13 protein-coding genes and 1 pseudogene are annotated in these 24,897 nt (G+C 56.4%); 6 read left to right on the forward strand and 8 right to left on the reverse strand.

Translation table 11 applies throughout. The features are described 5' to 3' along the window. Positions 1-43 precede the first annotated feature (43 nt). Positions 44-10,498 carry a choice-of-anchor D domain-containing protein gene (locus tag OHL23_RS10930; protein WP_263351921.1) on the reverse strand — a complete coding sequence of 3,485 codons (10,455 nt, stop codon included), beginning with the start codon at positions 10,496-10,498 and terminating at the stop codon, positions 44-46. A gap of 496 nt (positions 10,499-10,994) precedes the next feature. Here OHL23_RS10930 and OHL23_RS10935 point away from each other — a divergent pair, with 496 nt between their 5' ends. Beyond that, complete coding sequence (locus OHL23_RS10935; protein ID WP_263351922.1) at positions 10,995-12,692, forward strand: SpoIIE family protein phosphatase; 1,698 nt, start codon at positions 10,995-10,997, stop codon at positions 12,690-12,692. A gap of 59 nt (positions 12,693-12,751) precedes the next feature. Here the strand turns inward: OHL23_RS10935 and OHL23_RS10940 are convergent, their stop codons facing one another. The 6 genes from OHL23_RS10940 to OHL23_RS10965 all read right to left on the reverse strand — a co-directional run bounded on the left by OHL23_RS10940 (position 12,752) and on the right by OHL23_RS10965 (position 19,616). Further along, positions 12,752-13,225: an ATP-binding protein gene (locus OHL23_RS10940; protein WP_263351923.1), complete on the reverse strand. Its 474-nt coding sequence runs from the start codon at positions 13,223-13,225 to the stop codon at positions 12,752-12,754. A gap of 86 nt (positions 13,226-13,311) precedes the next feature. Beyond that, positions 13,312-13,647, reverse strand: coding sequence for an STAS domain-containing protein (locus OHL23_RS10945; RefSeq protein WP_263351924.1), 336 nt, complete (start codon positions 13,645-13,647; stop codon positions 13,312-13,314). 396 nt (positions 13,648-14,043) lie between these two features. Further along, positions 14,044-15,117 carry a sigma-54 interaction domain-containing protein gene (locus OHL23_RS10950; RefSeq protein ID WP_317891695.1) on the reverse strand — a complete coding sequence of 358 codons (1,074 nt, stop codon included), beginning with the start codon at positions 15,115-15,117 and terminating at the stop codon, positions 14,044-14,046. 265 nt (positions 15,118-15,382) lie between these two features. Further along, positions 15,383-15,775: a hypothetical protein gene (locus OHL23_RS10955; RefSeq protein ID WP_263351925.1), complete on the reverse strand. Its 393-nt coding sequence runs from the start codon at positions 15,773-15,775 to the stop codon at positions 15,383-15,385. Positions 15,776-15,856: 81 nt separating this feature from the next. After that, positions 15,857-16,489 (reverse strand): response regulator, encoded by a 633-nt coding sequence (locus OHL23_RS10960; protein WP_263351926.1) that lies wholly within the window; start codon positions 16,487-16,489, stop codon positions 15,857-15,859. Positions 16,490-16,493: 4 nt separating this feature from the next. After that, the gene (locus tag OHL23_RS10965) at positions 16,494-19,616 is read right to left on the reverse strand and encodes a sensor histidine kinase (RefSeq protein ID WP_263353221.1); all 3,123 of its coding nucleotides are present in this window, start codon (positions 19,614-19,616) and stop codon (positions 16,494-16,496) included. Between the two features lie 672 nt (positions 19,617-20,288). Here OHL23_RS10965 and OHL23_RS10970 point away from each other — a divergent pair. From OHL23_RS10970 to OHL23_RS10980, 4 genes are all read left to right on the forward strand, one after another. Continuing rightward, positions 20,289-21,071: a glucose 1-dehydrogenase gene (locus OHL23_RS10970; RefSeq protein WP_263351927.1), complete on the forward strand. Its 783-nt coding sequence runs from the start codon at positions 20,289-20,291 to the stop codon at positions 21,069-21,071. A 48-nt stretch (positions 21,072-21,119) separates the two neighbouring features. Next, positions 21,120-21,620 carry a YkgB family protein gene (locus OHL23_RS10975; RefSeq protein WP_263351928.1) on the forward strand — a complete coding sequence of 167 codons (501 nt, stop codon included), beginning with the start codon at positions 21,120-21,122 and terminating at the stop codon, positions 21,618-21,620. A gap of 271 nt (positions 21,621-21,891) precedes the next feature. Beyond that, on the forward strand, positions 21,892-22,527 hold the full coding sequence (locus tag OHL23_RS28815) for an RNA polymerase sigma factor (RefSeq protein WP_396127333.1): 636 nt from the start codon (positions 21,892-21,894) through the stop codon (positions 22,525-22,527). 100 nt (positions 22,528-22,627) lie between these two features. Next, positions 22,628-23,191, forward strand: a complete 564-nt coding sequence (locus OHL23_RS10980) for a YkgB family protein (protein WP_263351929.1) — start codon at positions 22,628-22,630, stop codon at positions 23,189-23,191. Here OHL23_RS10980 and OHL23_RS10985 read toward each other — a convergent pair. Beyond that, positions 23,145-23,968 (reverse strand): annotated as a pseudogene (locus OHL23_RS10985) (SDR family oxidoreductase). The gene OHL23_RS10980 and the pseudogene OHL23_RS10985 sit on opposite strands and share 47 nt — an antisense overlap. A gap of 343 nt (positions 23,969-24,311) precedes the next feature. Here OHL23_RS10985 and OHL23_RS10990 point away from each other — a divergent pair. Next, the gene (locus OHL23_RS10990; RefSeq protein WP_263351931.1) at positions 24,312-24,815 is read left to right on the forward strand and encodes a Rossmann-fold NAD(P)-binding domain-containing protein; all 504 of its coding nucleotides are present in this window, start codon (positions 24,312-24,314) and stop codon (positions 24,813-24,815) included. Positions 24,816-24,897: the final 82 nt, after the last annotated feature.

Genomic DNA, 24,897 nt, shown 5'->3' on the forward strand with positions numbered 1-24,897 from the left:
TTGCCTGTGACATCCCGTGTACAAAGAAGCCGCTCGCGCGTCCCTAGTTCCCCTTACCAGAAAGCGGAATGGTTTGTGTGCCACTGCCGCTTTGAGCATTATCAATCAACGTCAGGTTGGCGCTGAATGTGCCAGTCGCCGGCGGGGTGAACTTAACCGAAACGCTGCACTTTGCGCCAGATGCGAGTGAACTGCCGCAAGTATTGGTTTGAACGAAGTCTGACGCGTTTGTTCCCGTGACGCTGATTCCCGCACCGCTGAATACCAGGGGAGTTGCTCCGGGATTGCTCACCGTAACACTTAGCGTACTGCTGGTGGCGTGTTTTATGGTTCCGAAATTCAGGCTTGTTGGACTGAAACTCACCAGGGGATCTACCACCGCCGCACTCAACGCTACCTGCTGGGGACTTCCTGGGGCGTTATCCATGATATTCAATGTCGCAGTCTGCGGCGTATAGAACGGACCGGCGATGAAAGCAATGGTAACCGTACAACTCTTCCCTGCCGCCAACGGTGTCAGGCAGAGGTTGACGGCTAGATATTCGTTGGAGTTCCCTCCATGCACGATGGAAAGAAGAGGATCGTTGACGGTGACAGGCGCCGTTCCTGTATTGGTCACAGTAATCGTTTTGGTTGAGATGCTTCCCAGATATAGCGTGCCGAAGTTGATATTCGACGGAGATATGTTGACCGATGGCCCAGTTGCATTGACCGTCTTCGTAGTCTGCGCCGCGCCGTAGTTGGAGTTGCCTGCCTGGCTGGCGATCACGGAGCACGTGCCTGTGCTGCTGGTCATTTTGTAAGTTACGCCGGTATTGCTGCAGGCTCCGGAACTCGTGAAGGTGACCGCATTCCCGCTACCGCCGCCTGTGGCCGCTACTGTGAACGTGCCGTTATACGCTGCGCTTGCTGGAGGGTTTGTTGTGAATGTAATTGTCTGGCCTGCGGGAGCCAGAGTTATGGTGTTGGCCGGCGTACTGGTTACAGCGTTGTAATTGGTATTTCCAGCCATCGTAGCCGTCACCAGGCAAGCGCCGGTGCCGCTATTGGCAGTAAGTTTGGCGCCGCTGATGGTGCAAGAACCAGTTGCACTATACGTAACAGCCCCGCCGGTGCTGCCGCCTGTGACGCTCAGAGTTTCGCTCTGATTGTAGGTTAAAGGCGATGCAGTGATTAGCGTAAGCGCCGATTGATTCGCCGGTTGTATCGTCAACTTTCCGTTCACATACAGGAAAGAATAGTTTGCGGCAGCGAGCGTGCCAGTCGATACGGCAATCGGATAACTACCAGCATTACTCGTTGCGGTAGCAGTGGTAGACAGCGCGGGTGCGCCACTGACGACCGAAGCTGTATCGCCGTTAACAAAGCCGATGTAGCGGAAGGTCAACGGCGGAAGCGGCTGTCCAAACGTGCCGTTCAGGTTATTGGCGATGACCTCGATCACTGCGGGGTAAATGGTGAACGACTGCGTCTGCGAGGCAGCGCTATAGTTACCGATTGCGGCTGCCGATGCGGTGATGGTGCAAACGCCGGCTCCACTAATCTTGCCATTCGTCGAGCATGGCCCGGTGGAAGTGAAAATGACTGGGTTATTGGCAACAGAGGAGGACGCACTCAAGGTGAAGCTGTTGCCGAACACCACGTTTGGCAATAGAGCGAAGTTGATCGTCTGCGACTGCGTGGTTGAGCCCTGCGGCAGCACCTGGAATGTTCCAGACACAGAATTGGCCGCATTGAAGGAGTTTGTGCCCGCTTGTGAGGCTGTGATGGCGCAGCTTCCCGTGGTGTTGAGGACCATCGCAGCGGAAGAAACATTGTTAGCAATCGACTGGCTGCCAATCGAGCAAGACCCTGAAGCGCTGAAGTTGACCTGCAATCCATTCGGAGCGCCGCTCGACATAGCGGTTGCTGTAATCGTTGGCGGATTTGTAATCACGACAGAGCTAGGTAACGGGCCCAATGTAATCGACTGATCGTTCTTCAACACAGCGGGCGCTGAGGGCGGGCTCTGGCGTTGCGTTCCGTTCGAGTCAGGCACCAGAGTGGTGGAAATGGTGTAAACCACGGTTTGTGAAGTCAAATCCGGGTTTGTATCGATAAACTCCGTCGCCGGCGCAGCACCATTCACGCCGCTTACGCTGCCAATGAGGATTGGCGTGGCCCCATCGGAGCTGCGATAGATCGTATAAGTGGATACAACTCCGAAAGCGGGTGCAGTCCAGTCGACTCGGACTCCTTGCGATGTTGGAGTTTCCGTGGGCGAAGACGGGGGACGAACGACTGAGTTGGCGGTTTCGTAAGTCAACTCGTTGGTGACAGCGCCACCGCTGCCCAAGGTGATGTTTCCGCCGCTGCCGAGAGCGACAGTCCCACCGCTGCCGAGCGTCACATTGCCGCCGCTGCCTAGCGTGACCACTCCACCACTGCCCAACGTGACATTGCCGCCACTTCCCAGAGTGACCACCCCACCGCTGCCAAGAGCGATAGTCCCGCCACTACCAAGCGTCACGTTACCACCGCTGCCAAGCGTGACATTACCGCCACTACCAAGCGTGATGGTTCCTCCGCTGCTGCCAAAGGTATAACTACCGCCTGCACCAATTGTGATTGCACTTCCGCCGGTGGGCGTGACGGTGCCGCCGCTGCCTAGGGTGATTGTTCCGCCGCTGCCGAGCGTGATATTGCCGCCGCTGCCCAATGTAATCGTGCCACCGCTGCCAAGCGTGACATTACCGCCGCTGCCTAGGGTGACGTTGCCGCCGCTGCCTAGTGTCACAGTTCCGCCAGCGCCCAGCGTAGCGGTTCCGCCACTGCCTAGCGTCACGTTGCCGCCACTGCTCTCGCTTGTGTCGCCGCCACTGCCTAGCGTGACCGTGCCACCACTGCCCAAGGTGACATTGCCGCCGCTGCCGAGCACGACGACTCCACCGCTGCCCAGCGCAATCGTGCCGCCACTGCCCAGAGTTACGTTGCCACCACTACCAAGAGTGATGTTGCCGCCGCTGCCGAGCGTGACCGTGCCACCGCTGCCCAAGGTGACATTGCCACCACTGCCCAGAGTGACGTTGCCACCACTGCCCAGGGCGATGGTCCCACCACTGCCGAGAGTGACGTTACCGCCACTGCCCAGAGTGACGTTGCCACCGCTGCCTAACGTGATGGTCCCACCACTGCTGCCGATGGTGTAGCTGCCCCCGGTCGCCGGGATTGTGACACTGCCGCCGCTGCCCAGCGTAATGGTGCCACCGCTTCCAAGCGTGACATTGCCGCCACTGCCCAGAGTGACATTGCCGCCGCTGCCCAACGTGATGGTGCCGCCGCTGCCGAGCGTGACATTACCACCACTTCCCAGTGTGACGGTACCTCCGTTGCCCGGCGTGACGGTTGCGCCGCTGCCCAGCGTGACGTTGCTGTTGCTGCCGAACGTCACACTGCCACCGCTGCCCAGTGTGATTGTGCCGCCACTTCCCAGCGTGACATTGCCGCCGCTGCCTAGTGTGACATTCCCGCCACTTCCCAGCGTGACGGTTCCACCGCTGCCTAGCGTGACATTGCCGCCCGCGCTGATGCTTAGCGGAGATGAGGAGGAACCGAACGAAAGCACATTCGCCAGCGACGCGAACTCACCACCTGTAGCTCCTACCTGCCGCAGATCCGTCTTGGCCACATCGTTGTATCCGCGCAGTTGTGAATACGACGCGCCATCGAAAGTAACGTTCTGTCCACTCTGCCACGGTGGGCTGATCGGTGCGACTGTCCCGTTCACGCGATATCCTGTGTCGCCGGTGAGCGGAGTACCATCGCAATGCAGCGTGGCGGGGCTGGTCGTCGAGGTCGGCGGCGTCGAGGTGTACCAAACCGAAGTGGAGAATGTCGGCGCGATGCCGGCAAAGCCGGAATCCGTATCCGCAAGCTGACCGACTGACTGCAGTGAAGATCTGAACAATTCGGTAAGCGTCTGGTTGGAGTAGGCAACGGCAGCATTCGGTCCCACGCCGTCGAGCTGGAACAGATAGTTCATCACACTCTGATAGTTCGGCTTGCAATTGACCTCGAAGGTCGGAACGTAGCTGCCGGGTGCGTCGTAGTAGAGCCCACCATGGCTCAAACCGAGCGTGTGTCCGATCTCGTGGTATAGAGTGCCAGCGATCACGTTGGCGCGCTTGCTCATGTCCTGATTCGGATTCGTCTCCCAAAGGGCCAGAGTCACGGCAGAGTCGGCGCCGCCCAGATCGGAATAACCGGAGATGCTGGTGATCGTGCCGGAAGTGAGACCGATGACCGGTTCCGGCAACGTGGTGTTCGGGTAGCTCCAGTTGGGAACACCGGGAGTCGCCAGGATGATCGTCTTAGTATCGGGGCAACCGGTCGTGTTGTAGACCCCATTCAGGGCAGGGTTCCCCAGCACACCGGAGAGCGTAATACGGCTTGGGCAACTGCCGGTTGCTGAGCCACGATCGGCGGTAAAGATGGTCGTGACGCCACTGACCACATTGATTGAGGTTAAGTTTTGATAACGCGTGCTCCACGCCGGCACTGCCAGAGAGTGGCCGAAGAGCACGTAGTGATAGCTATCTTTCTGACCGTACGGGAAGCGGGCCGTGCAATCCGTACCCGCAGCGCAGGACGCAAGATTGCGCGGCCAGACCTTGGAGAATTCAAGGCTGTTCTTCCAACCGATCACTCCAGGCTGATTGGGGAACTGGCACAATTGCGACGAACTATCCGTGCAGGTGCTTTCCGGCACTGCATTCCCAACTGTGAGATGAAGCACGATCCCCGCCGAGGCGAATGCCTGCTGTACCATCGCCAACGGATCGTTGCCGCTAGGATCAGGCGAGGGGAAGAGATTCTCCTGGTTGGGATCGCATGCGCCGCTTGCCAGCACGGCTCCGCACATGTAGTCGAGCTGGACGAACAGGTCTTTCCGGCCGTGCTTCGCGCCCGGCAATGCCACCCACGACTGGGTCTTTACATCTGTATAACCGGACTGTCCTGCAAAGAAGCTGCCCACGCCGGGGCCGCTCTTCCAGGCGTCCAGAATGCCGTCATTATCGCTGTTGGTCACGGGCGTGCTAAGAATTACCGCGGCATAGGCGGTACCGGCGTTCAACGTCGCGCTGTACTGGCTTGCATGTGGTGCGAGCGTAATAGCGCTCAAGCTGTTGTTCCATGCCCCGCCTGTGTAGTTGAGAATAGTGCTCTCGGTGCCACTGGCTGTGCCCAGCGCATCATAGAATCCTTGCACGGCTTGCGTCGTAGAAGTTGTCGGAGTCGCCGATCCGTCGTAAATCACGACAGACTTGAGCGGGAAGTTCGGAGACAGCACGCGATAGATGACTACCAGGCTCGCTCCCTCGGTGAGCGGGAATCCGCTTCCTCCACTATCCGGCAGAGAGACTTTGAACGCGCCCGACGCGTAGCGCACTCCATTGCCGTTCGTGCTCGCCGGGAAATAGGTGTTGATGTCGGCGCGGTACACGCGCAGTGTCCCGCTCAGAGTGCGGTCGGTATAGGGGACGTCGCTTCCGATCTGTTGCCCGGTAATGGGATAACCGAGGAAGGTTCCTGTATTGGCCGAAGGAGTCGCGGTATTTTCCAGCGTCTCCCAGTAGAGGAAGCCATCGACAATATCGGCACCATCAGGAACGCCTTGGCCGACGCCGGGGCCTGTGGTGTTATCGGGAATGGTAATCGTTCCAGTGGCTATGCCGTTCACGCCGGTTCCGCGCAGAGTAACTCCTGCGGAGGCGTAGTCTCCAGTGACGAAGTAGTTATTCTCGAACGTCAGCGGATTAGGTGTTGGCGTAGGCGCCTGGCCAGTCGAGATAAGCAATGCGACCGTGGTTCCGAGATTGACCTGCGATCCAGCGGCCGGGCTTTCGCCGACGACGCTTCCTGCAGGCTCGCTGCTGCTGTACGCGGTGCTCACGGTTCCCAGCGTTAAGCCTGCAGTGGTGAGCGTTGTTGAGGCTGCTGCTTCCGTCTGCCCAACCACGTTAGGAACGGTCGCGCCCACAGCCTGCCCGTTCAAGCCTCCGTTGCCGCTGAGATTGATGGTTTGCAGTGTGACTAGCGGAGAGAGATTGAAAGTGTTGTCAAACAACGACGCCGAAGCTGTAAAGTAACCGGTGCTCTGTGGCGTGAAGCTGAATATCTCGGAGCAGATTGCACCTGGAGCCAGTGAAAAGCTGCTGCCGCATGTTGAGTTAATACTCTGCGCGAAGTTCGCGCCCAGGCTCAGAGCAATCGAGCCTGAAAGCTGCTGGTTGCCGATGTTTTGAACAGTGACCTGCTGCGGACTGTCGCCGCTTGTGCTGCCCACATTGGTGAGAGCAAAGCTCAATGATGCCGGCTGCGATCGGGTTAGTTCGACAAGCTGATTGTTGCCCTCGTTGGGAATGAAGACATCGCCGACCCAATCCACGGCCGCGGCTACCGTCTGGATTCCGCTTGCCACGACAATCGCGCAAGCGCCAGTGGTGCAACCTGCTGGGATCTCGATCACCTCTTGGAGTCCGAAGTCCGCCACAAAGACATCGCCTGCAGCATCGACGGATACGCTATCCGGTTGTTGCCATCCGCCGCCCAATGCAATCGTGCAAGTGCTGGTGGTGCATCCGGCAGGAACCTTTTTGACTGCCTTGAGGCCGAAGTCCGCTACATACAGATTGCCCGCGCTATCGACGGCCAGGCCAACTGGATTGGACCCGTTCCCGGGACTGTAGACCACGGTCTGCGCGCCACCGTTGGCGGGCACTTCGGCGACCTCACCATCGACAAAGTCACCGATAAAGACATTGCCCCTTCCATCTACTGCCACGCCGAGCTGACTCCTCAGGCCCGTGCCGATTGTCTTTTGGCAAGTGCTGCTGATGCAGCCTGCCGGAACTTCCACGACCTCATTCAGCAGGTTGTCCCCGATGAAGAGATCGCCGGCCCCATCCACTGCAAGACCCTGCGGATATTCAAGCCCAGTGCCGACGGTGGACAGCGTGCCGTTCGCGCTTATCTTCACGACCCGCTGGTTGAGGGTATCTGCGATGAACGCATCTCCGGCGGCATCGATCGTGAGCCCCTTGGCCTGATTCAGCGTGACGCTTCCAAGATTTACGACGGCCTGCGTGGCTGGACCGAAAGCAACTGCCGGTCCCTGGCCGATGCCATAGACCGGCGCAGCCGCAACTAGATCTCCACCATTGTCGTACAGGTTGACAGCGCCCATGCGCAATCCGGGCGCAAGTGGTGTGAAGGCAACATTTACGCTGCAGGAGTTGCCTGCAACGATAGCTCCGGTACAGGTGTTGCCGCTGCCAAGATTGAAGTCGAGGCCGGTGACGCCCTGTGTGACAACCTGAATCGCGCCAATCGTAGTGTTCGCCGCAAGGTTGATGGTCACAGGCATGGTTGCGCTGCATGGCGCCGGTGTGGTCTGTCCGGACGGGCAGACATTGACGCCTCCGAAGCTCTGGTTCACGAAACTGGCGGTGACATTGACCGCTTGACCGATCGGCAGACTGCACGTCGGGCTGGTTCCCGCACTCGCGCAGACGCCGCCCCATCCCAGAAATGTCGAGCTTCCGCTGGCAGCCGCCGTCAGAGTTACCTGTGTGCCGCTCGAATAGCTTCCGGCGCATGTGCCCGTCGAAACTCCATTGGCCTGACTGCAATCGATCTGTTCCAGATTGTCGGTCACCGTTCCCGTGCCGTTGCCGATCTCCGTCACGGTCAGTGGAAAGTTGATGGCCGCAACAAATGTTGCGGAGACGCTTGTGGCTGTATTCAAGGTCAGGACGCAAATCTGACCCTGGCCTGCGCAAACGCCAGTCCAGCCTGTAAACGTAGAGCCCGCTGTCGGAACTTCCTCCAACGACATGGCTACTCCGCCCAGAACGCTTGCGGAACAGGTCCCTGACGTAACGCCAGCGATCTCATTACAGTTGATCCCCGTCGGATTGGATTGCACAAAACCACTGCCCGTCCCTGATCCGGTCACAGTAAGCGTAACGTTGGAAACTCCAAAGCCGCTGAGTCCAATGCTTTGCGTAATCGAATTTGCGTTCAGAGCATTGTCGGTAAAGACGGCGGTGCTGGTGAGCGAACCGCCAGCCTGCGGCTCGAAACTGATACTCAAATTGCAGGACTGGCCAGGGGTCAGTGCAGAACTGGCGGAACAATCCGCCAGCGTGCCGGAGCCGGGAACATTGACGAAATTGGGCCCGTTGACGGTCAGCAATCCCGGGCTCTCCGCGCTGAGCGTCTGGTTGCCGATGTTTTGAAGTGCGACCGACTGCGGGCTGTCGCTGCTGGTGTAACCCACTGAGGTGGAGGAAAAGCTCAACGAAGGGACCTGCGAGCGGTTCACTTTCGTGACGACTCCCGCTACGCTGTTATTTCCGATGTAGACATTGCCCGTTCCATCCACCGCCACGCTTATCGGGCCAACCAGGCTGCTGGCTGTCGTGGTCTGAACCCCGCTGGGCGCAACCTCCACCACCTCGCCAAGACAGGGATCGGCAATGAAGACGTCACCCGCCGCGTCCACTGCTACACCGTACGGGCAAACCAGCCCGTTAGCGGGCACCGTAGTCTGGACGCCGCCGGGCGCAACCTTCACCACCTGGACGTTCGTGGGATCGGAGATGAAGACATCGCCTGCTCCGTCGACCGCTACATCATAGGGGTTCGTCAAACCTGTGGCGGGTACAGTGGTCTGGACGCCATTGGGCGTGACCTCCACGACTTGAGTATTTTGGCTATCCACGATGAAGACGTCGCCCGCTCCATCCACCGCCACCCCGTATGGGTAACTCACGCTACCCACTGTGGTCTGGACGCCGCTGGGCGTGACCTTTACCACTCGGTGGTTGTTGGGATCAGCAACGAAGACATCGCCCGCTCCATCCACTGCCACCCCGTAAGGGTTAAGTAGACCGCTGGCGGGTACCGTGGACTGGACGCCACCGGGTGCAACCTTAGATACCTGACCGAGGCCGTAATTCGAGACGAAGACATCGCCCGCCGCATCTACCGCCACTCCCTCTGTTTGGTTCCATCCGCTACTCACCGTCGTCTGGATGCCAGGACCGAATCCAACCGCCGGTCCCTGGCCGGTGCCGTAGACCAGCGTAGTGGTCAGCAGGTTTCCGCCGGCATCCACGAGCTTCACCGCCCCTGTGCGCAGTCCCGGCGCCAGTGGAGTAAAGGTCACGCTCACGGTGCAGGAGCCACCCGCAGAGACAGTGTTGATGCAGGTGTTCCCGGTGGCAAGCGAGAAGTCTAGGCCCGTCGCTCCTTGCGTTACAACCTGGGGTGTGCCAAACGTCGTGTTCGCCGCGACGTTGTAGGTAAATTCAAGGGTACTACTGCAGGGCGCAGGAATAGTCTGTCCCGACGGGCAAACATTCACGTTGCCGAAATTTCCCGGAAGGCCCCACTCCCAGGTGTCGGCGTCCTGAGCTAATCCCGAGTACAAGATCACCTGTCCCAACGCCGCATCGTAGGTCATGCCGTTGGGCGCAATTCTCGCCGTAAGGCTGCCCGGGGTGGCTACCTCAGTCCAATTGGTCCCGTTCCATACCCATGAATCGTCCAGATAGCTGCCGTTCGTGCCGCCGAACAGGATCACCTGGCCCAAAGCAGCGTTGTAGGCCATGCCCTGTGCCTCACGCGCCGACGGGCTGTTGGCTGGATTCAACTGAGTCCAGGCAGTCCCATCCCAAACCCAGGTGTCATTCAGATAACCTGCGCTGCCATCTCCACCGAACAGTACGACCTGGCCCATGGTCGAATCGTAGGCCATGCTGTAGTCCGCGCGCGGGGAGGGCCCGGTCGTGCTTACCTTAGCCCAACTGGTCCCGTTCCATATCCAGGTGTCTTGTTGGAAGCCTGTCTCATCATCGATGCCTCCGAACAGGACTACATCGTTGTGCGTGGCATCGTAGACCATCACCGCGCCATTCCGCCCCGTCGGCCCCGTTGTACTCACCTCGGTCCAACTGCTCCCGTTCCAAACCCATGTGTCGCCCTGACGTATGCCGCTGTTGTAGTCCGTGCCTCCGAACAACACCACCTGGCCATGCGCCGCATCGTAGACCATTGCGGGGTTATAACGCGGCGAGGGCCCGGTGGTGCTTGCCTCAGTCCAGTTGTATCCGTTCCACAGCCAAGTGTCGGATGGCTCGGTGTCGCCGCTGAACAAAACCACTTGTCCGTGCGCCGCGTCGTATGTAATTGACGACTCAAAACGGCCGCCAGGGTTAGCCGCAGGCGATTGCTGAACCCAGGCGGGCGAAAGTGTCTGTCCCTGCGCCAGAGTGCATGATGCGCCGAGGAGCATCATGGTCAATGCCAACGAGAGGGCGCGCCGTACTCCAGCAACTACGGAGTGCAAAGATACCGGAAGAGAGCACAACCCCCGCTCAGAGGAATTCGTAGAAGAAACCGATGGGGGCGCGGGACGCACATTAGCAGCCGAGACCGCGAACTTGTTGGCCATGTTTGAGATCTCCTGGAGAAGCAACTGCCGGTGAATGCTTTGTATCTGGCTGTTCGAGCGCTGATCCTGATCCACTAGTACTGGTCCGCTGGTCCTGGTCCTATGTGCGATTCAATACAAACGCCATTGTTAGGTGATTGATGACCTGAATTTCCGCGATCAGAGGCGAACGCGAAACCACGCGGCCAAGTCTTTCATGCGGCTGAGCCGAAGATTCAAGTTGCCATCGGGGAAATGGCATCGCCTTGCAGGCTTTTCATGGCGCACAGGTTGATCAAAATCGTTCTACGCCTGTGAAATAAACTTTTTAGGGGCGACAAGGGTAAAAGCTATTGAAGGCAATACACATTGTCAAGGTATTTGACCCATTCGATCGAACGCTGCAACGATGGTAACGTGCGCTCGGCGATCAATAGTAACGAGTCTTCATTACGGAAGATGTATTTGACCGGCACTGAAATTAAGCTAACCTCTAGAATTCACGCACACATTGCCTATGACGGAATCAACTGCTCCAGCCAAAGCGTTTATCGATGTTGAGTTCGTCGACCTGCCTCAACAGGTAATTGCGATCACTGAGCTCCCGTTCTTCATCGGACGAGGCCAGGAAAACGGCAATCATCTGTCTCTCGATGACATGCGCATCTCGCGCAAATGCGCGGCGATTTCTGCTGGCTCGTCCGGATTCTTCATTGAGGATCGCGGCCAGCGTGAGGGTATCTTCGTCAACGGCGAACCGGCTCACGCCCATTGGCTCGCCAATGGCGACCGGATCCGCCTCGGCACCGACAACGCATGCCAACTCGTCTTCCGCCTGTCCCCAGAGGCAATGGCCCAGGAAAAAGCCGAGACAAAACTGCGCAGCATTCTAGGCTCGATGGGAAACAACTCAGCCGACGAACTCAATGGGCTCAAGCTTCTTCTGGAAGCGACATCGCTCATGCATTCTGAGCTTCCACTGGAATCCGTGCTCGCCACGATGCTCGATCACGCCATTGTCGTCACCCACGCCGACCGCGGAATGTTGCTGGAGCCCGATGAATCCGGCGTGCTGCAGGTCGAGTTGGCACGCGGGCAAGGAGGCAAGAGTCTTGAACCAGAAGCGATGAACCCCAGCCGTTCGGTACTCGGCCGCGCCATCGAACTTGAAACAGCGGTGGTCAATGAGGATCTGAACCTGGCGGAGATGAATCTGCAAAGCGCGCAAAGCGTTGTTCTTCAACTGTTGCGCTCTTCGGTTGTAATTCCTTTGTACGGCGGGCCTCGGCGGCAAGCCGGCTCCTCTGCCGAAACCACACACCGGCAACTGCTAGGCGCCGTGTATCTCGATTCCAAGCGCACAGCCACGTTTTCGGCACTGGACCGCCAGATCCTGGATGCGCTGGGTGCGCAAGCCGGGAGCATTCTTGAAAACGCCCGGCTGATCGAGCAGGAGCGAGAACGCCAGCGCCTTGAGCAAGAGTTAAGCATCGCGCGCGAGATTCAACAGGCCCTGATTCCGCAAGGATTGCAGGACTACCCCAATTTCGCGATCGCTGGATTTCATCGCCCCTGTAACGAGGTGGGAGGCGATTATTTCGATGTCTTCCCTGTGCCGGATGGCCGCATAGCGATCTTGATTGCCGACGTATCCGGCAAGGGCCTCGGCGCTGCCCTGGTCGCAACCATACTGCAGGGAGCGCTTTCAGGAATCACCTTGGATGTCGATCCAGCAAGAGTTTTCGGTTATTTGAACCGGTTGCTCTGCAGCCGCGCAGCGATTGGCCGCTTCGTAACCATGTTCTTCGGACTAATCGATCCTGACGGTACCCTTGAATTTATCCGCGCTGGTCATCCTTCTCCACTGGTAATGCGCCAAGGAATCGTCAGCGAACTCTATTCCGGTGGGTCTTTCCCGGTCGGTTTGGTAGAGGAAGCGTCTTACACCTCTTCCCGTTTTCAGCTCGAACCGGAAGATACACTGTTGCTCTATACCGATGGCGTAACCGAAGCAGAGGACAGATTCGGCAAACTGTTTCAAGATACGCGGCTTCAGGAAACATTCGGTCAGTACAAAGACGCACCTTTGAAAGCCACTCAAGAAGGAATACTGAGTGCCGTCGAAAACTTTTCCCAGGGAGCAAGCCAGTCGGACGATATCACGCTTCTTTTGGTACGCTACCGCGGTCCTGAGAAACAGCAGACGGCAAGGTGAAATCAAGTTGAAAGTTGCCGTCATCGCGGATCTGAACAGTGACTTCTCGTTTCAAAGATTCAACTATGCCCTGCCGGTGGGATCGGAAAGCCAATCATAAGGCGGTTCCCCTCCACCAACGGTTCATAGTGAAGTGATCCAGCGAATTTATGCAGGAGCCGGATGCCCTGACCGCCTGGCGTCACATCGTCCAGAGTGTGGGCGATATCTGCCTGATTCAATAGGGCAGGATCGAGTGGATTGAAATGCGGGGCCTTATCTTCGATGACGAAGACAAGTTCCCGCTTAGTGGAAGGATGCGTACTGACGGAACAACTCACTGTAATGGGGCGGGCACAGTCTCTCTTATATCCATGGCGAACAATGTTGGAAAGCGCCTCTTCAAGACAGAGGTTGATGGCGAAACATACATCGGCTGAAATTGCATACTCGGCGGAGAGTTCTTCCACCCAAGGCCACACACGGGCTAACTCGTCTAAACTGCCGCATAGCGCGATCTGCTCTTTCGGCATACGCGCCGAGGGTTCGGGCATTTCTGACTCCGATATGGGTAGAACTAACCCGGCCGACTTCTTCCGCGAACCGCTTGCTCTGCAGACCTTGGCAGCAACTTCCATAACTACTTCAGGATTTCCAGTGCAGGCTCGAGATCGTGACGGATCGGAATGATCTGGTCGATGCTGCTAGCCTTGATGACTTCCTCCACCATTGGCTGAGGCGCGAATAAGACCACCTTACCACCCCGGCGATGCACATTCTTGGCCGGAACGACAATCGAGCGCAGTCCCATAGAGCCCATGAACGTGACCCCATGCAGGTCCAGCAACAGAAATTTGGCACTGCCGGCGACGACATTCATCTTCAGATCGACCTTAGCTGCGCCTTCAATATCCATGCGCCCATCGAGGACGACTCGAGTCACGCCGCCGTCCATTTCTTCGGTGGAGATGTTCATTCAAAATCCTTTCTCTATGTTCCCCGTGTCCCGAAATCCCCAATCATGCTATCGCTCAAATGTGAATATGACGTTACATCGCTAACTAAACCCAATCAAAGTAAACAGCGCCACTGGCTCAGAGCACTGAACGGCTGAGTTCAATTTCGCCGATGTAATCCGCAGGCAATCGACTTGAATGACAGCTTGACGACTGCATTTCTGGTTACTACCACTTTTACAGGAGCGCATTCTGGGTCGTTTATCGGGATAGTCATAGATGGCACGAGCATTGCTCTTAACCAGGCAAGTAAACTGCCCGCGTGAGTCGTGATGATCTATTTGCCGACAGAAAAGGGCTACCAAACTGAAGAAATTGCGAAACCCGCGACACGTCACGCAGGGGCGTCGGCACACCTAGTCTGACAATGATTGCCAGGTTGTGTCGAATGTTGCTCCAGGGCGTGTAATGCCAAAATATCTCATCTTCGTTATCAGGGTGGTACGTTTTAATCCGAGCTTCGCGGCTGCGCCGCGTTGCCCCCCGATGATCCACGCGCACGCCTCTAACGCGCGCAGAATTAGAGCTCGCTGCGACTCTTTGAAGGTGCCCAGCCCCGAGCTCGCTTCCACGTGAATGCAATCAGATGGGGGTAAGGGATTCGGGAGTTCCCCGTTACTAGCAAGGATTACGGATCGTTCTACGAGGTTTTGAAGTTCTCGTATGTTGCCGGGCCAAGCATACGCTTGGAACGCAGCCATTGTCTCTTTGGCGATGTGATCGATCTGCATCCCAATTCGTCGGGCGTAGATGTCAACAAAGTGCTGTACAAGCTGCGGTATGTCCTCCGGACGTGCGCGAAGCGGTGGCACGGTAATGGGGAATACATTAATCCGATAGTAGAGATCGCTTCGGAATTGCCCGCGATTGACCATTTCCGTCAAATCGCGATGCGTCGCCGCAACGAGCCGAACATCAATCTGATGCGTGCGGGTTCCCCCGAGGCGTTCAAATTCCCGCTCTTGGAGAACCCGCAGCAGCTTGGGCTGCAACGAGAGCGGAAGATCGCCGATTTCATCAAGGAACAATGTTCCAGTATGCGCCGTCTCAAACCGGCCGATCCGTTGCGTGAGAGCACCAGTGAAGGCGCCTTTCTCGTGGCCGAACAGTTCGCTTTCCAAAAGATCCGACGGAATCGCGGCGCAATTTAGCTTTACAAACGGGCGCCTACACCGATCACTCAGGTTGTGAATAGCGCGGGCGATTAACTCCTTTCCTGTTCCCGTTTCTCCGAGGACCAGAACTGTAGAGCCCGTGGGTGCCACCCGCTGCACCTTTGTCAGAGCGGCTTTCAAGGCTGGACTCTCGCCCACGATGTCCTTGAAGCTGCGGTCAGAACAATTCTGGTCGATGTCACTGTCGACAGCGAATACACCTGGCATAGGAGAATGCAACATTGAGCGACCTCGCGTTACTGGTCCAAGGCTCATCGAAATCGAATAGTTGCGCAGCAAAAGCCCTGGGTTTCGGGGAAGATTTGGGAACTGTGCGATTGCCTGGACGAACTCGATCGGAGAATTAGAATCGACAAGTCCGCGAGCTTTGTCGGGCGATGAAATGAGTGTGCATCGGGAGGCTCTATAAACGAAACCCCAAATCGAGCTTCATTTGGGAACTCCATCGGGTGCCGAAATCTCTTCTTCGATTCGAAACGCTCAACCGGAGGAGGGGATTCAATCCACCCTACGGGCGGAATCATCGACGGGGAGGCCCTTCCAGCTTGTCGATGTCAATTCTCTTCAACCCGAAAAGCCATGCGTCGATAGAAAACGCTCCCGGTCCAACGAAAGCTACTCCCGCACCCATGCACGCCAGCAGAATGGCCGGACACGGGCCTTCGTGGTAGAGGAGAACGTCGCTGGCGGATAGCGCGAGCGCGAGAAACCCTGCGAGAGGTGTCCATAACCCGGCTGTCATAAGCACACCGTCTGCGATTGTGCAGACGCCGAGAGTTAACAGGCCAAGGTGCGGGCCAGAGTAAATCCTCTCTCTGCCGCCTGTGATGAGGGCTGCGCCCGCAGCAATCCGAATGAGTAGCAATCCGAGAGCTGGCCTGCCACCAACGAAGTTCGAGATGAATCGTCGCACGAATAACCCTGAGTGATGTTACCCGCGCAGTACGTCGTCACGACAGACCCTTTTAACACCAAACTCCGACCCTTTCGGGTGTTAGAGTTCGATGATTCCGCGCTTCAGGCCTATCGTGGCGGCATGAGTTCGATCATTCGCATTCAACTTCGACAGGATGTTCTTAACCCGGCCTTTGACCGTGTCTTCGGCAACCGAAAGGATACCCGCGATTTGTTTGTTTGAATTTCCGGTGGCGATCAGGCGAAGGACATCGATTTCCGCTGGTGTCAGTGCATCATCCGTTGCGTGTTCAGCCAGTTCAAACGAAACTCCAGGCGACAAGGCCTTCTTACCGCTGTGAACTGCGCGGATCATGTCCACAAGATCTTTGTGCATGGTACTTTTTAGAAGATAGGCGTGTGCACCGGCCTTGAGGGCTCGGAGCACTTGCACATCGCCACTATATGTCGTGAGTACGATTATCCTTGCTTCAGGAAATTCGCCACGAATCGATATGATCGCATCGAGTCCATTCATCTCCGGCATCTGCAAATCCATCAGCGTAACATCAGGCTTATGAGCGCGGAACAGGCGGACAGCCTCAAGACCGCTGGATCCCTCCGCAACCAGTTGCATGTCGGGGTGGTCAGCCAGGAGGCTGGTGATTCCCTGGCGGAAAATAGGGTGATCGTCGACCGCCAGAACTCGGATTAGTTGAATATCCATAGCCATCACGTTAACTTCGCCGGAAACTGGATAAGATGGACCAACGCACGGAGGGTGGCTTTGCGTAAACACTTGCCGCGGGAATACTCAACTCGATCTCAGTGCCGACGTTCGGCTGACTCCAGACCTCCAGCGTACCCCCTACGAGTTTTGCGCGTTCCCGCATCCCCCGCAAGCCCCAATGTCCGGCCTTGTGATCACGGTTGAGAATAGCAGGATCAATTCCTGTTCCATTATCACCAATCCTGAGTCGCAGGTGTTGCTCATCGTATCGGATTTCAACCTCGATTCGACGGGCATTCGCATGCCTGATCGCATTGCGTACCGCCTCCGTCGCAATCCGGTACACTTCGTCACGGATGATGGGATTGAGAGGCACGGGAGGTCCCTCGATCTGCACATGAATCTCGGGGACCGGTTCCGAGGCTGCGCCGCTCAGAAATTCTTTTGCAAAATTGCTGATCGCCAGGTCCAGGTCAGTTGCAGCTGATCCACTCGAGCGCAGCGCATGTACAGTATCCCTGCCTTCGATAACCGCATTCGTCGCTTGCTCGATTGCACGGTCGACGCGCCGCTTGGCCTCATCCGGCTGCGACGGAAGCACATTGGATACAGTTTGAAGATGAGGCAGCAACGCACTGAAGCTTTGCAGCAAAGTGTCGTGAAGGTCTCGCGCCATGCGGGTTCGTTCTTCTACGCGCGCCTCCATCCCCGCCGTAAACTGTGCTTCCAACTGCCGAACCCGGAAGAGATAGGCCCCCCACAACAACAGGAGAAGTGCAGTCACACAGCAGAGACGGAACCAGGTGGTTTGGTAGTAGGCCGCCGCGATTGAAAAGTGCAGAGAGGCCCCCGTATCGTTCCACACGCCGCTGTTGTTGCAGGCGATCAGACGAAAGACGTAATTACCCGGCGCGAGATTTGAGTATCGCACCTCGCGATCGGTCGTGACCTCCCACTTGTTACGACTCTGCCCTTCCAGTTGGTAGCGAAACTGAACTTTTTCCGGCGCGACAAAACTGAGCGCGGCGTAATCGATCTTAAGATCGCGAATTTGGGGTGGGAGGCGTATTCCGTTCGACGCCTCGTAGATATTGCCATTCGCGGTGATTCGCTCAATGTCTACTGGTGGCGGAATCTGATTACTCGGAAGATGCTGCGGATCAATTACGCTTACACCTCCAAGATATCCTTGGAACCACATTTTCCCGTCTGATGGCCAGATTGCTTGGGAGCCTACCTGCATTCCGATGGGTGCATTCGACACTCCGTCGGAGCTGTCGAAAACTAACGGCTGAATCTTTTGTTGGGATTCGGCGCCCCACGCATCCAATTCGCTGCGCACTATACGGACCAGACCGCAGGTCATGTTGAGCCAGAACGCGTGTTTTTCGTCTTGTGTGATCCAATGAATCGCGTCGCAGGGCAGGCCATTCTTGCTCGTCAGTGTGAGAACCCGGCCATTCTTGATTCGGCTTAAGCCACCTTCGGTTGCCGCCCAAACGGTATCATCGGTCTCGATGTGCAGCGCACTGACCCTGCCATTGCCCATCCCTTCCGCACGTCCGTAGGTTTCTTTGATTTGACCGTCACTGAAATACGCGACTCCACCCCCATCAAATCCAAGCCACAGGCCGCCCGTCGAGCGATCGGCCGCCAAAGACTGCGCACCGTCTCTGTGCCCGATGTTGGCCCAAGAGATTCGCTGGACAGTTCCGTTCCTCGATAACCGTATGAGACCCTGGCCTTCGTTCGCGATCCAGAGCTCCCCTTGCTTGTCCTGGGCAACGGACGTTACAACTCCCCCTGGAACACCTCGTATTGACACAAACCGGCCATTCTCCATGTAGCCGAACGCATATGGAGTCGATACCAGGATTCGGCCAGCATTGTCCGAAAAAACAGACACGGATACACGGTCACCCAATCCACGACTTCCAACATAGTGCACAGGGAACCATACAGTCTTTGATTGTGATTTGTGATCGTCGGCTGTACCGTAGATCGTCAATTCTCCGTGTTTCCACATCCTCAAACCATCATTGCTGCCCGTCCATATACTTCCATCTTTGGCCTCCACCACAGAGCCCCTTCCGGGGATCGTTGCAAAGCCCTCGTGTTGGGCGTACGTCGCGACTGCGTAGTTGCGAAAACGATCAAGCCCGCTCAAGGTGGCGACCCAGACATCCCCTTCGCGATCTTCGAAGAGCGAGGTGACGAGATCGCCGGAGAGTCCATCAGCCTGTGAAAATGCGTCGGTGCGTCCGTGATGAAGATGCACAACACCGGCTCCCGCAGTTCCAATCCAGACGCCTCCGTCGCGGTCCCTGAGAATTCTTGTCCCATCGACGTTGCGTGCCTGAGCGGGGTAAGGATGCTGAGTTTCCAGTTTCCCTCCCCCGAATTGAGCGAGCTCTCCTGGCAAAGGAATCAATAGGGTTCCATCACTGGCCTCAGCCAGATCTGGCACAACAGCCGTCGCAAATGGCATGTGATAGTACTTTGGGGGACCGGGCCTCCATCGCCAAACTCCGTCAGGCGCCACGACCCATAGCACGCCGTGGCCATCTTCATGCAGGAAACTCACTCCCTTAGGGAGGGGGGCACCCGATCCACGGCAGTCACCATTTATTCTATCCATCGCGCAGAGCTTTCCAGGCGATGCCAACGAGGAGCTTCCGACCCAAACAGTCCCGTTGCGATCCTCAAGAATCGAAGCGATAAGCAAGCCAGAAAGGCTCGGGTATCGAGTGAGTTTGCCGTCCTTCCAGCTCGCCAAGCCTGTCATTGTGCCGATCCAGAAAGTGCCGTCGCGGCCGACATGGAGGCACACAATAAAATTGCTGGGAAGTGGTTCGCCATTCAACGGTGGCTGCCAAGGCTCAACGCGGACGCCGTCGAACCGAAACAACCCGAAGCCGGTGCCCAGCCAGATGTAGCCGTCTGGCGTCTGCGCAATTGACCTGATGTAGCCTTGCGTGAAGCCGTCGCGAACCAGCCACGCAGTGTGGGCGTATTGACTCACGTCGTGTGAAGGGTCTAACGCAAGTGTGGAAGGACACAAGAGCAGCAGACTTAACGCGCCGACGACGAAAGCCGCGAGTTTGAGCCGTGTTTTGTCGTACCCTGGCATCAGTGGCAACGCTTTCCGGCCCAATTCCAAGTTTCAGGCACAAGTGTGTATTACTGCCAGAGAATATATAACTGAAATACCGCTCCGCCGTATAGAAAACAAGTCTCTGCTGGTGTGGTTTTGCCACGACTACCGGTCTTGGACACGGTGAAGTTGGCGGACCATGGAGTGACCCTATCGGCGGGCCCGACGGTAGAGGCTTGCCCGTATTGTCGGTCCTCTCGGTTCGCTTTAGCCGAACCGGAGGTATCACCGTACTCCTCTCTCTCTTTCAACAACATCAGATGCTCTGGGTATGACACCGTGCCGTGCCCAACAGCCTGGAGTGTCGCCGCAAAGACGCGTGTCGCCCACGCGACATTTGAAACACGTCTCTTGCTCTAAGAGCGACCGAACAGGGCTCCCCAAAAACTTATCCGTGATTCTCCACAACACCAGCGAATCCGCCATACTTTGCAATTAAACGCAGCTCAAACCGCGAATGCAGTGAAGAAATATGAGAACAAGCGCTTTAGAGATTTAGCGCTTCTCAGCAATGACACCGGCGAACCTTCTCTTTTGGGATTTGTCTAGATCCGGTTCTAGCCAGGCCCATCAGTATTTGGTCCACGAGTTGCTAAGACAACTGCGGAATTCCGATCGACATTCCACTTGCAAATAGGAGAGGTCGCTGTGAGAAGCAAGGATCAGGCGGTTGGAGGCAACGCCAAGAAGCTATTGGGAAAGGTCGCCGTCATCACGGGAGGCTCGACGGGAATGGGGCTGGCGACAGCAAAGAGGTTCGTTGACGAGGGTATGGATCGCGTATTCATCACGGGTCGCCGTAAAGATGCATTGGATGCCGCAGTTGCGGAAATTGGTTCCAATGCTGTTGGAATTCAGGGAGACGTGGCGAATCTGAAGGATCTCGACCATCTGTATGAAGTCGTTCAGAGTTCCGGTCGGAAACTAGATGTAGTCTTCGCGAATGCTGGCATCTCACAAATCGGGCCTTTAGGAAGCGTAGACGAAACGTTCTTCGATCTTCACTTCAATGTAAATGTGAAAGGACTATTTTTCACAGTGCAGAAGGCCCTCCCTCTGTTAAGGGATGGCGCCTCAATCATTCTCAACGCATCAATCGCAACCATAAAAGGGTTCCCAGGTATCAGCGTATACAGCGCCACGAAGGGCGCTGTGCGGTCCTTCGCGCGTACCTGGACGAATGAACTCCGCGACAGGCGTATTCGTGTGAATGCAATCAGTCCTGGTCACATCGACACGCCGATCTTCGAAAGTTGGGAAAAGGGCGAAGCCCTAACCAAGATAAAAGACGAACTCGCGAAAAACGTTCCTCTAGGCCGTCTCGGAGATCCAGATGAAATTGCGAAGGTTGTCGCGTTTCTCGCGTCGGATGAGGCAAGTTACATCTCGGGCATTGAACTCTTTGTGGATGGCGGTGTAGCTCAAATCTAACCTGCCACACGTTCGTCAAGTTGAAGCTAAAAGCAGGAGAGCACAACAATGGCACATTCAGTCAGCGGTCCGGCTACAGAAAGCCCGATGAGCAGAACAACAGATGAAATCATCTCGGCAATTACTCGCTTCGGTCATCGAATGCTTAGTTATGGTCTAGCGCTCGTGATCGGTTGGATTGGCATGATGAAATTCACCGAATACGAGGCACGGGGCATCGAGCCTCTCGTTGTACACAGTCCATTGTTGGGTTGGATGTATCACCTTTGGACTGTTCGACAGTTTTCCGACGGGTTGGGGGTGGTTGAAGTTGCCATAGCAATATTGATCGCGCTGCGTCACTGGTCGCCGAAGGCGTGCGCAATCGGAAGCGCCGCCGCAGTTCTGATGTTTCTGACGACGCTTTCGTTTTTGTTTTCGACGCCTGGTTGGGAACAGAGCCTGGGCGGCTTTCCGGCACTCTCCGCTATGCCGGGCCAGTTCTTGCTCAAAGACATTGTTTTGCTGGGTGCCTCAATCTGGTCACTCGGCGAGGCATTGACGACATAAGGAACAAAACACTTTCGAAAAAGGAAAAGACGATGAGCACCAATCAAGATCCTTTTTTCTCCTCGCCATTTCGAAGGGATGAATTGGAAGACTTCGATCTCGTAATTCTCGGTGGCGGCACATCGATGCTTCGCGATTGACCGGATGATAGCTATTTCCGACCAGCCTCAACGGTCTCTGAAGGAAGACAATCGCTCGCGCGATATTACCGTCAAGTCCAATTCAGGAATGGCCCTTTTCTCTGTGTAGAGATTCATTTAAGGAGCTTACGATGAGTCGTCGCTATGCTGTTTTTCCGAATGTCTGTGCCCCAGACCGAAGGATCCGACCAGATGATGAGATCGTTTTGGCTGCCCGAGCAGGATCACCCGTAGCTTTCACTGAACTGCATGGAATCTATTCGCGTCGCCTCTATAACGTCATCGTTGCTATAACAAAGAATCCAGAAGATGCCGAAGATGCGTTACAAGAGACGTTCTTGCGCGCCTTTCTGGGAATTCATTCCTTTGAAGGCAGATCGACGATATATTCGTGGCTGACCCGAATCGCCATCAACTCCGCGCTTATGATACTTCGCAAACGGCGCGCTCGATCCGAGATACTGCTTGACCTGCAACCCGATGGCACAAACAAAACATTCTGTCTCGATTTCCAGGATACTTCCTTAGGCCCTGAGGAGGTCTGCGATCTTCAACAGCGTTCAGCCAAGGTTACGCGCGCGATTGACAAGCTTGGCCCTCATATTCGAGAAACTCTTCGGATGCGGATAGACAAAGAGGCCTCTGTCGAAGAGATTAGCCAGGCATTGAAAATTAGCGGAGCAGCCGTTAAGTCTCGCCTGCATCGGGCGCGGCGGCAACTTTCCGCGAGACCTGACCTCAAGCGCTTGGCGGCAAGCCAACACTGATTGACCAAGATTGTCTCAAACAACGTCGCTGCATGTTACACGGAATGAGGCTGTCTTCACCAAATGTAGTCACACCGACCTTCGGTAAGGAGAAATGATCATGAATGACCACCTATCAGTCCACGCAATGAATTCAGGTAGCGACGACCGATCTTCCTCCGGCTCACCAAGACAATCCGGAAGGAATTTGACGAGATTGGCAGCCTGGGTCAGCGATCGTCATCTTCCATTCCTGGTCATCAGCATCGGAATGATTGTGATGCTTCTGTGGGCCGGGGCGTTCAAGATGACGGTTCCCGGCGCCGAGGGCATAGTCCCCTTAGTGTCCAACAGTCCTCTCATCTGGTGGCACTTCAAAATATTTGGACCTTACATCGGCTCAGATATCATCGGTTCCACAGAATGGCTCGCAGCCATATTGTTTATAGTGGGCTACTGGAGGCCTAAAGCCGGCATGGTCGGCGGCATGATCACAGTGCTCATGTTCTCGACAACCAGCTCAATGCTACTGTCGACCCCGGGCACACTCATCACAGTTCACGGCATGCGATACATGAACAACCTGGGACTATTTCTATACAAGGATGTCATCGCACTTGGTGCATCCCTGTACTTGTTTAGCTACTTTGGTCATAGAGCCCTCCTTGAAGAAAACAGAAGCTAATATGAAATGATCTTTTTGAAATCACATTGGCTGGCGAAGTGGAAATGAATATCCTGTCCAACTGTGCTCTGAGACTCCCGAGGCTTGCTCCACCATCGACAAAGAGTGTCTGTCCGGTGATGTATGCTGCGCCCTTGCTGGCCAGGAAGGCAATTGTCGCGGCGATTTCACTGGCATGCGCGAAACGTCGCATTGGCACATTAGTCAGATAACGCGCTTCTCCGTCGCTGCCGGGAGGGTTGTTGGCACGAAATAGCTCGGTTTCAGTGGGCCCGGGGCGACAGCGTTCGCTGTAATTCCGTCTGCCGCTAGCTCTATGGTCATCGTCCGGATAATACTTTCCAGTGCAGCCTTCGCCGCTGCGTAGCTCGAACGGTACGCGAGGCCTCGGGTGACAAGGCTAGTGATATTGACAATCCGTCCGAATCGGGCGGCCCGCATACCGGGAAGGAGCGCCTGGGTGAGTTGCAGTGCCGGACGCACATTTAGGTCCATCACGGTGGCAAAAGCTTTGAGGTCGACCCGGTCGACCGTCTCGTGCAAGGCCATGCCTACGTTATTCACGATGCCCAAAACATGGCCATTTGCGACGAGGGCCTTTGCAACAACGTCAGTATGCTGGTGATCGGCGAGATCTGTCTCAATGAACCTTCCCGGAAAGTGCGGCGGCTTACGCCGAGCTATCCCGATGATTGTCCAGCCGTCGCTCGCAAGCGCATCCGCGGCCGCACGGCCGATCCCACGGGATGCCCCAGTGATTGCAATAGTTTGTGTCACGTTTAGTTATTCCTGACCCTTTGCCGACTGCAAAGACTTGACGAGTGCTGCGGCTGCAGCACCTTCCAGAGACAGACCGTATCGGACCTCGTGAATTAAGCGCTCCTTCAATGGCTGGATGAAATGGATCCGCGTATTGCGCCGGGTCACCTCAGGGACTTTCAGGTATTGGGCAGCAAGCTCGCGGGCGCGAATCACGGCGCGGCCATTTGGTACAACTTCTGCGACACCCCCCCATTCCAGCGCGGTGCGGGCTGTGACGGGATGCGGGTTGACGCGGGGAGTACCTCAATGCTGTTGGGCGAACCGCTACACCTCAATCGAAGCGTCATACGAAGAGCGCATGGTTGATGATGAGCCCAACAGGGCGAGTCGCTCATCCGGGCCCAAAACCGGACTTGGGCAGGAGATCTACAGAGCGGAGGTCGCGGGTGCGATTACCTCTCTCTTCGTGGTGACGAAGCCGTTTGGAGGTACGGACGCCGATGGCATCGCATTCGCTATCTTTGTTAGTCACCAGAAAACAATCTGGCCAAGGCCGGCTGCGCTGGAAAAGGGATCGGCGGGAGCCCGGTATCACGCTATTGCCGAAGAGGGCGTGGCGCTTAAAGACATCGCCACCGCTATCGGCCACGGCCTGCACGCGCCTGTTATTTCCATTTCACGGGAACAGGCCCAGGAGCATTTCGGCTTCCTCGGGTTCTTCGCTGGGAGGGACGCTCATACCTCCAGCGCGAAGACCCGCGAGCAGATTGGATGGAACCCATGCTTCCAGAAGACCGGCATCGCCTTCTCCAACTTCCTCCCGGCTAAAGCCTTTCGAGCGCCCATCCATTTTATTGTCTAATAAAGAACTAAATAGTTCACTATCTCTACTTCCTCGCCGCACCGCTCAGTCACGACGAGACTGTACTGCTCACATTGGCAGG

This window comes from Acidicapsa acidisoli, assembly GCF_025685625.1.
GTDB lineage: Bacteria > Acidobacteriota > Terriglobia > Terriglobales > Acidobacteriaceae > Acidicapsa > Acidicapsa acidisoli.

What these genes read in the sequence shown, in the direction of transcription:
- OHL23_RS10990 (WP_263351931.1), top strand. Translation starts at nt 24,312, where the DNA reads ATGGTTGATGATGAGCCCAACAGGGCGAGTCGCTCATCCGGGCCCAAA.
- OHL23_RS10960 (WP_263351926.1), bottom strand. Translation starts at nt 16,489, where the DNA reads ATGGCTATGGATATTCAACTAATCCGAGTTCTGGCGGTCGACGATCAC.
- OHL23_RS10930 (WP_263351921.1), bottom strand. Translation starts at nt 10,498, where the DNA reads ATGGCCAACAAGTTCGCGGTCTCGGCTGCTAATGTGCGTCCCGCGCCC.
- OHL23_RS28815 (WP_396127333.1), top strand. Translation starts at nt 21,892, where the DNA reads ATGAGTCGTCGCTATGCTGTTTTTCCGAATGTCTGTGCCCCAGACCGA.
- OHL23_RS10950 (WP_317891695.1), bottom strand. Translation starts at nt 15,117, where the DNA reads ATGAGCCTTGGACCAGTAACGCGAGGTCGCTCAATGTTGCATTCTCCT.
- OHL23_RS10965 (WP_263353221.1), bottom strand. Translation starts at nt 19,616, where the DNA reads ATGCCAGGGTACGACAAAACACGGCTCAAACTCGCGGCTTTCGTCGTC.
- OHL23_RS10945 (WP_263351924.1), bottom strand. Translation starts at nt 13,647, where the DNA reads ATGAACATCTCCACCGAAGAAATGGACGGCGGCGTGACTCGAGTCGTC.
- OHL23_RS10975 (WP_263351928.1), top strand. Translation starts at nt 21,120, where the DNA reads ATGGCACATTCAGTCAGCGGTCCGGCTACAGAAAGCCCGATGAGCAGA.
- OHL23_RS10935 (WP_263351922.1), top strand. Translation starts at nt 10,995, where the DNA reads ATGACGGAATCAACTGCTCCAGCCAAAGCGTTTATCGATGTTGAGTTC.
- OHL23_RS10980 (WP_263351929.1), top strand. Translation starts at nt 22,628, where the DNA reads ATGAATGACCACCTATCAGTCCACGCAATGAATTCAGGTAGCGACGAC.
- OHL23_RS10940 (WP_263351923.1), bottom strand. Translation starts at nt 13,225, where the DNA reads ATGCCCGAACCCTCGGCGCGTATGCCGAAAGAGCAGATCGCGCTATGC.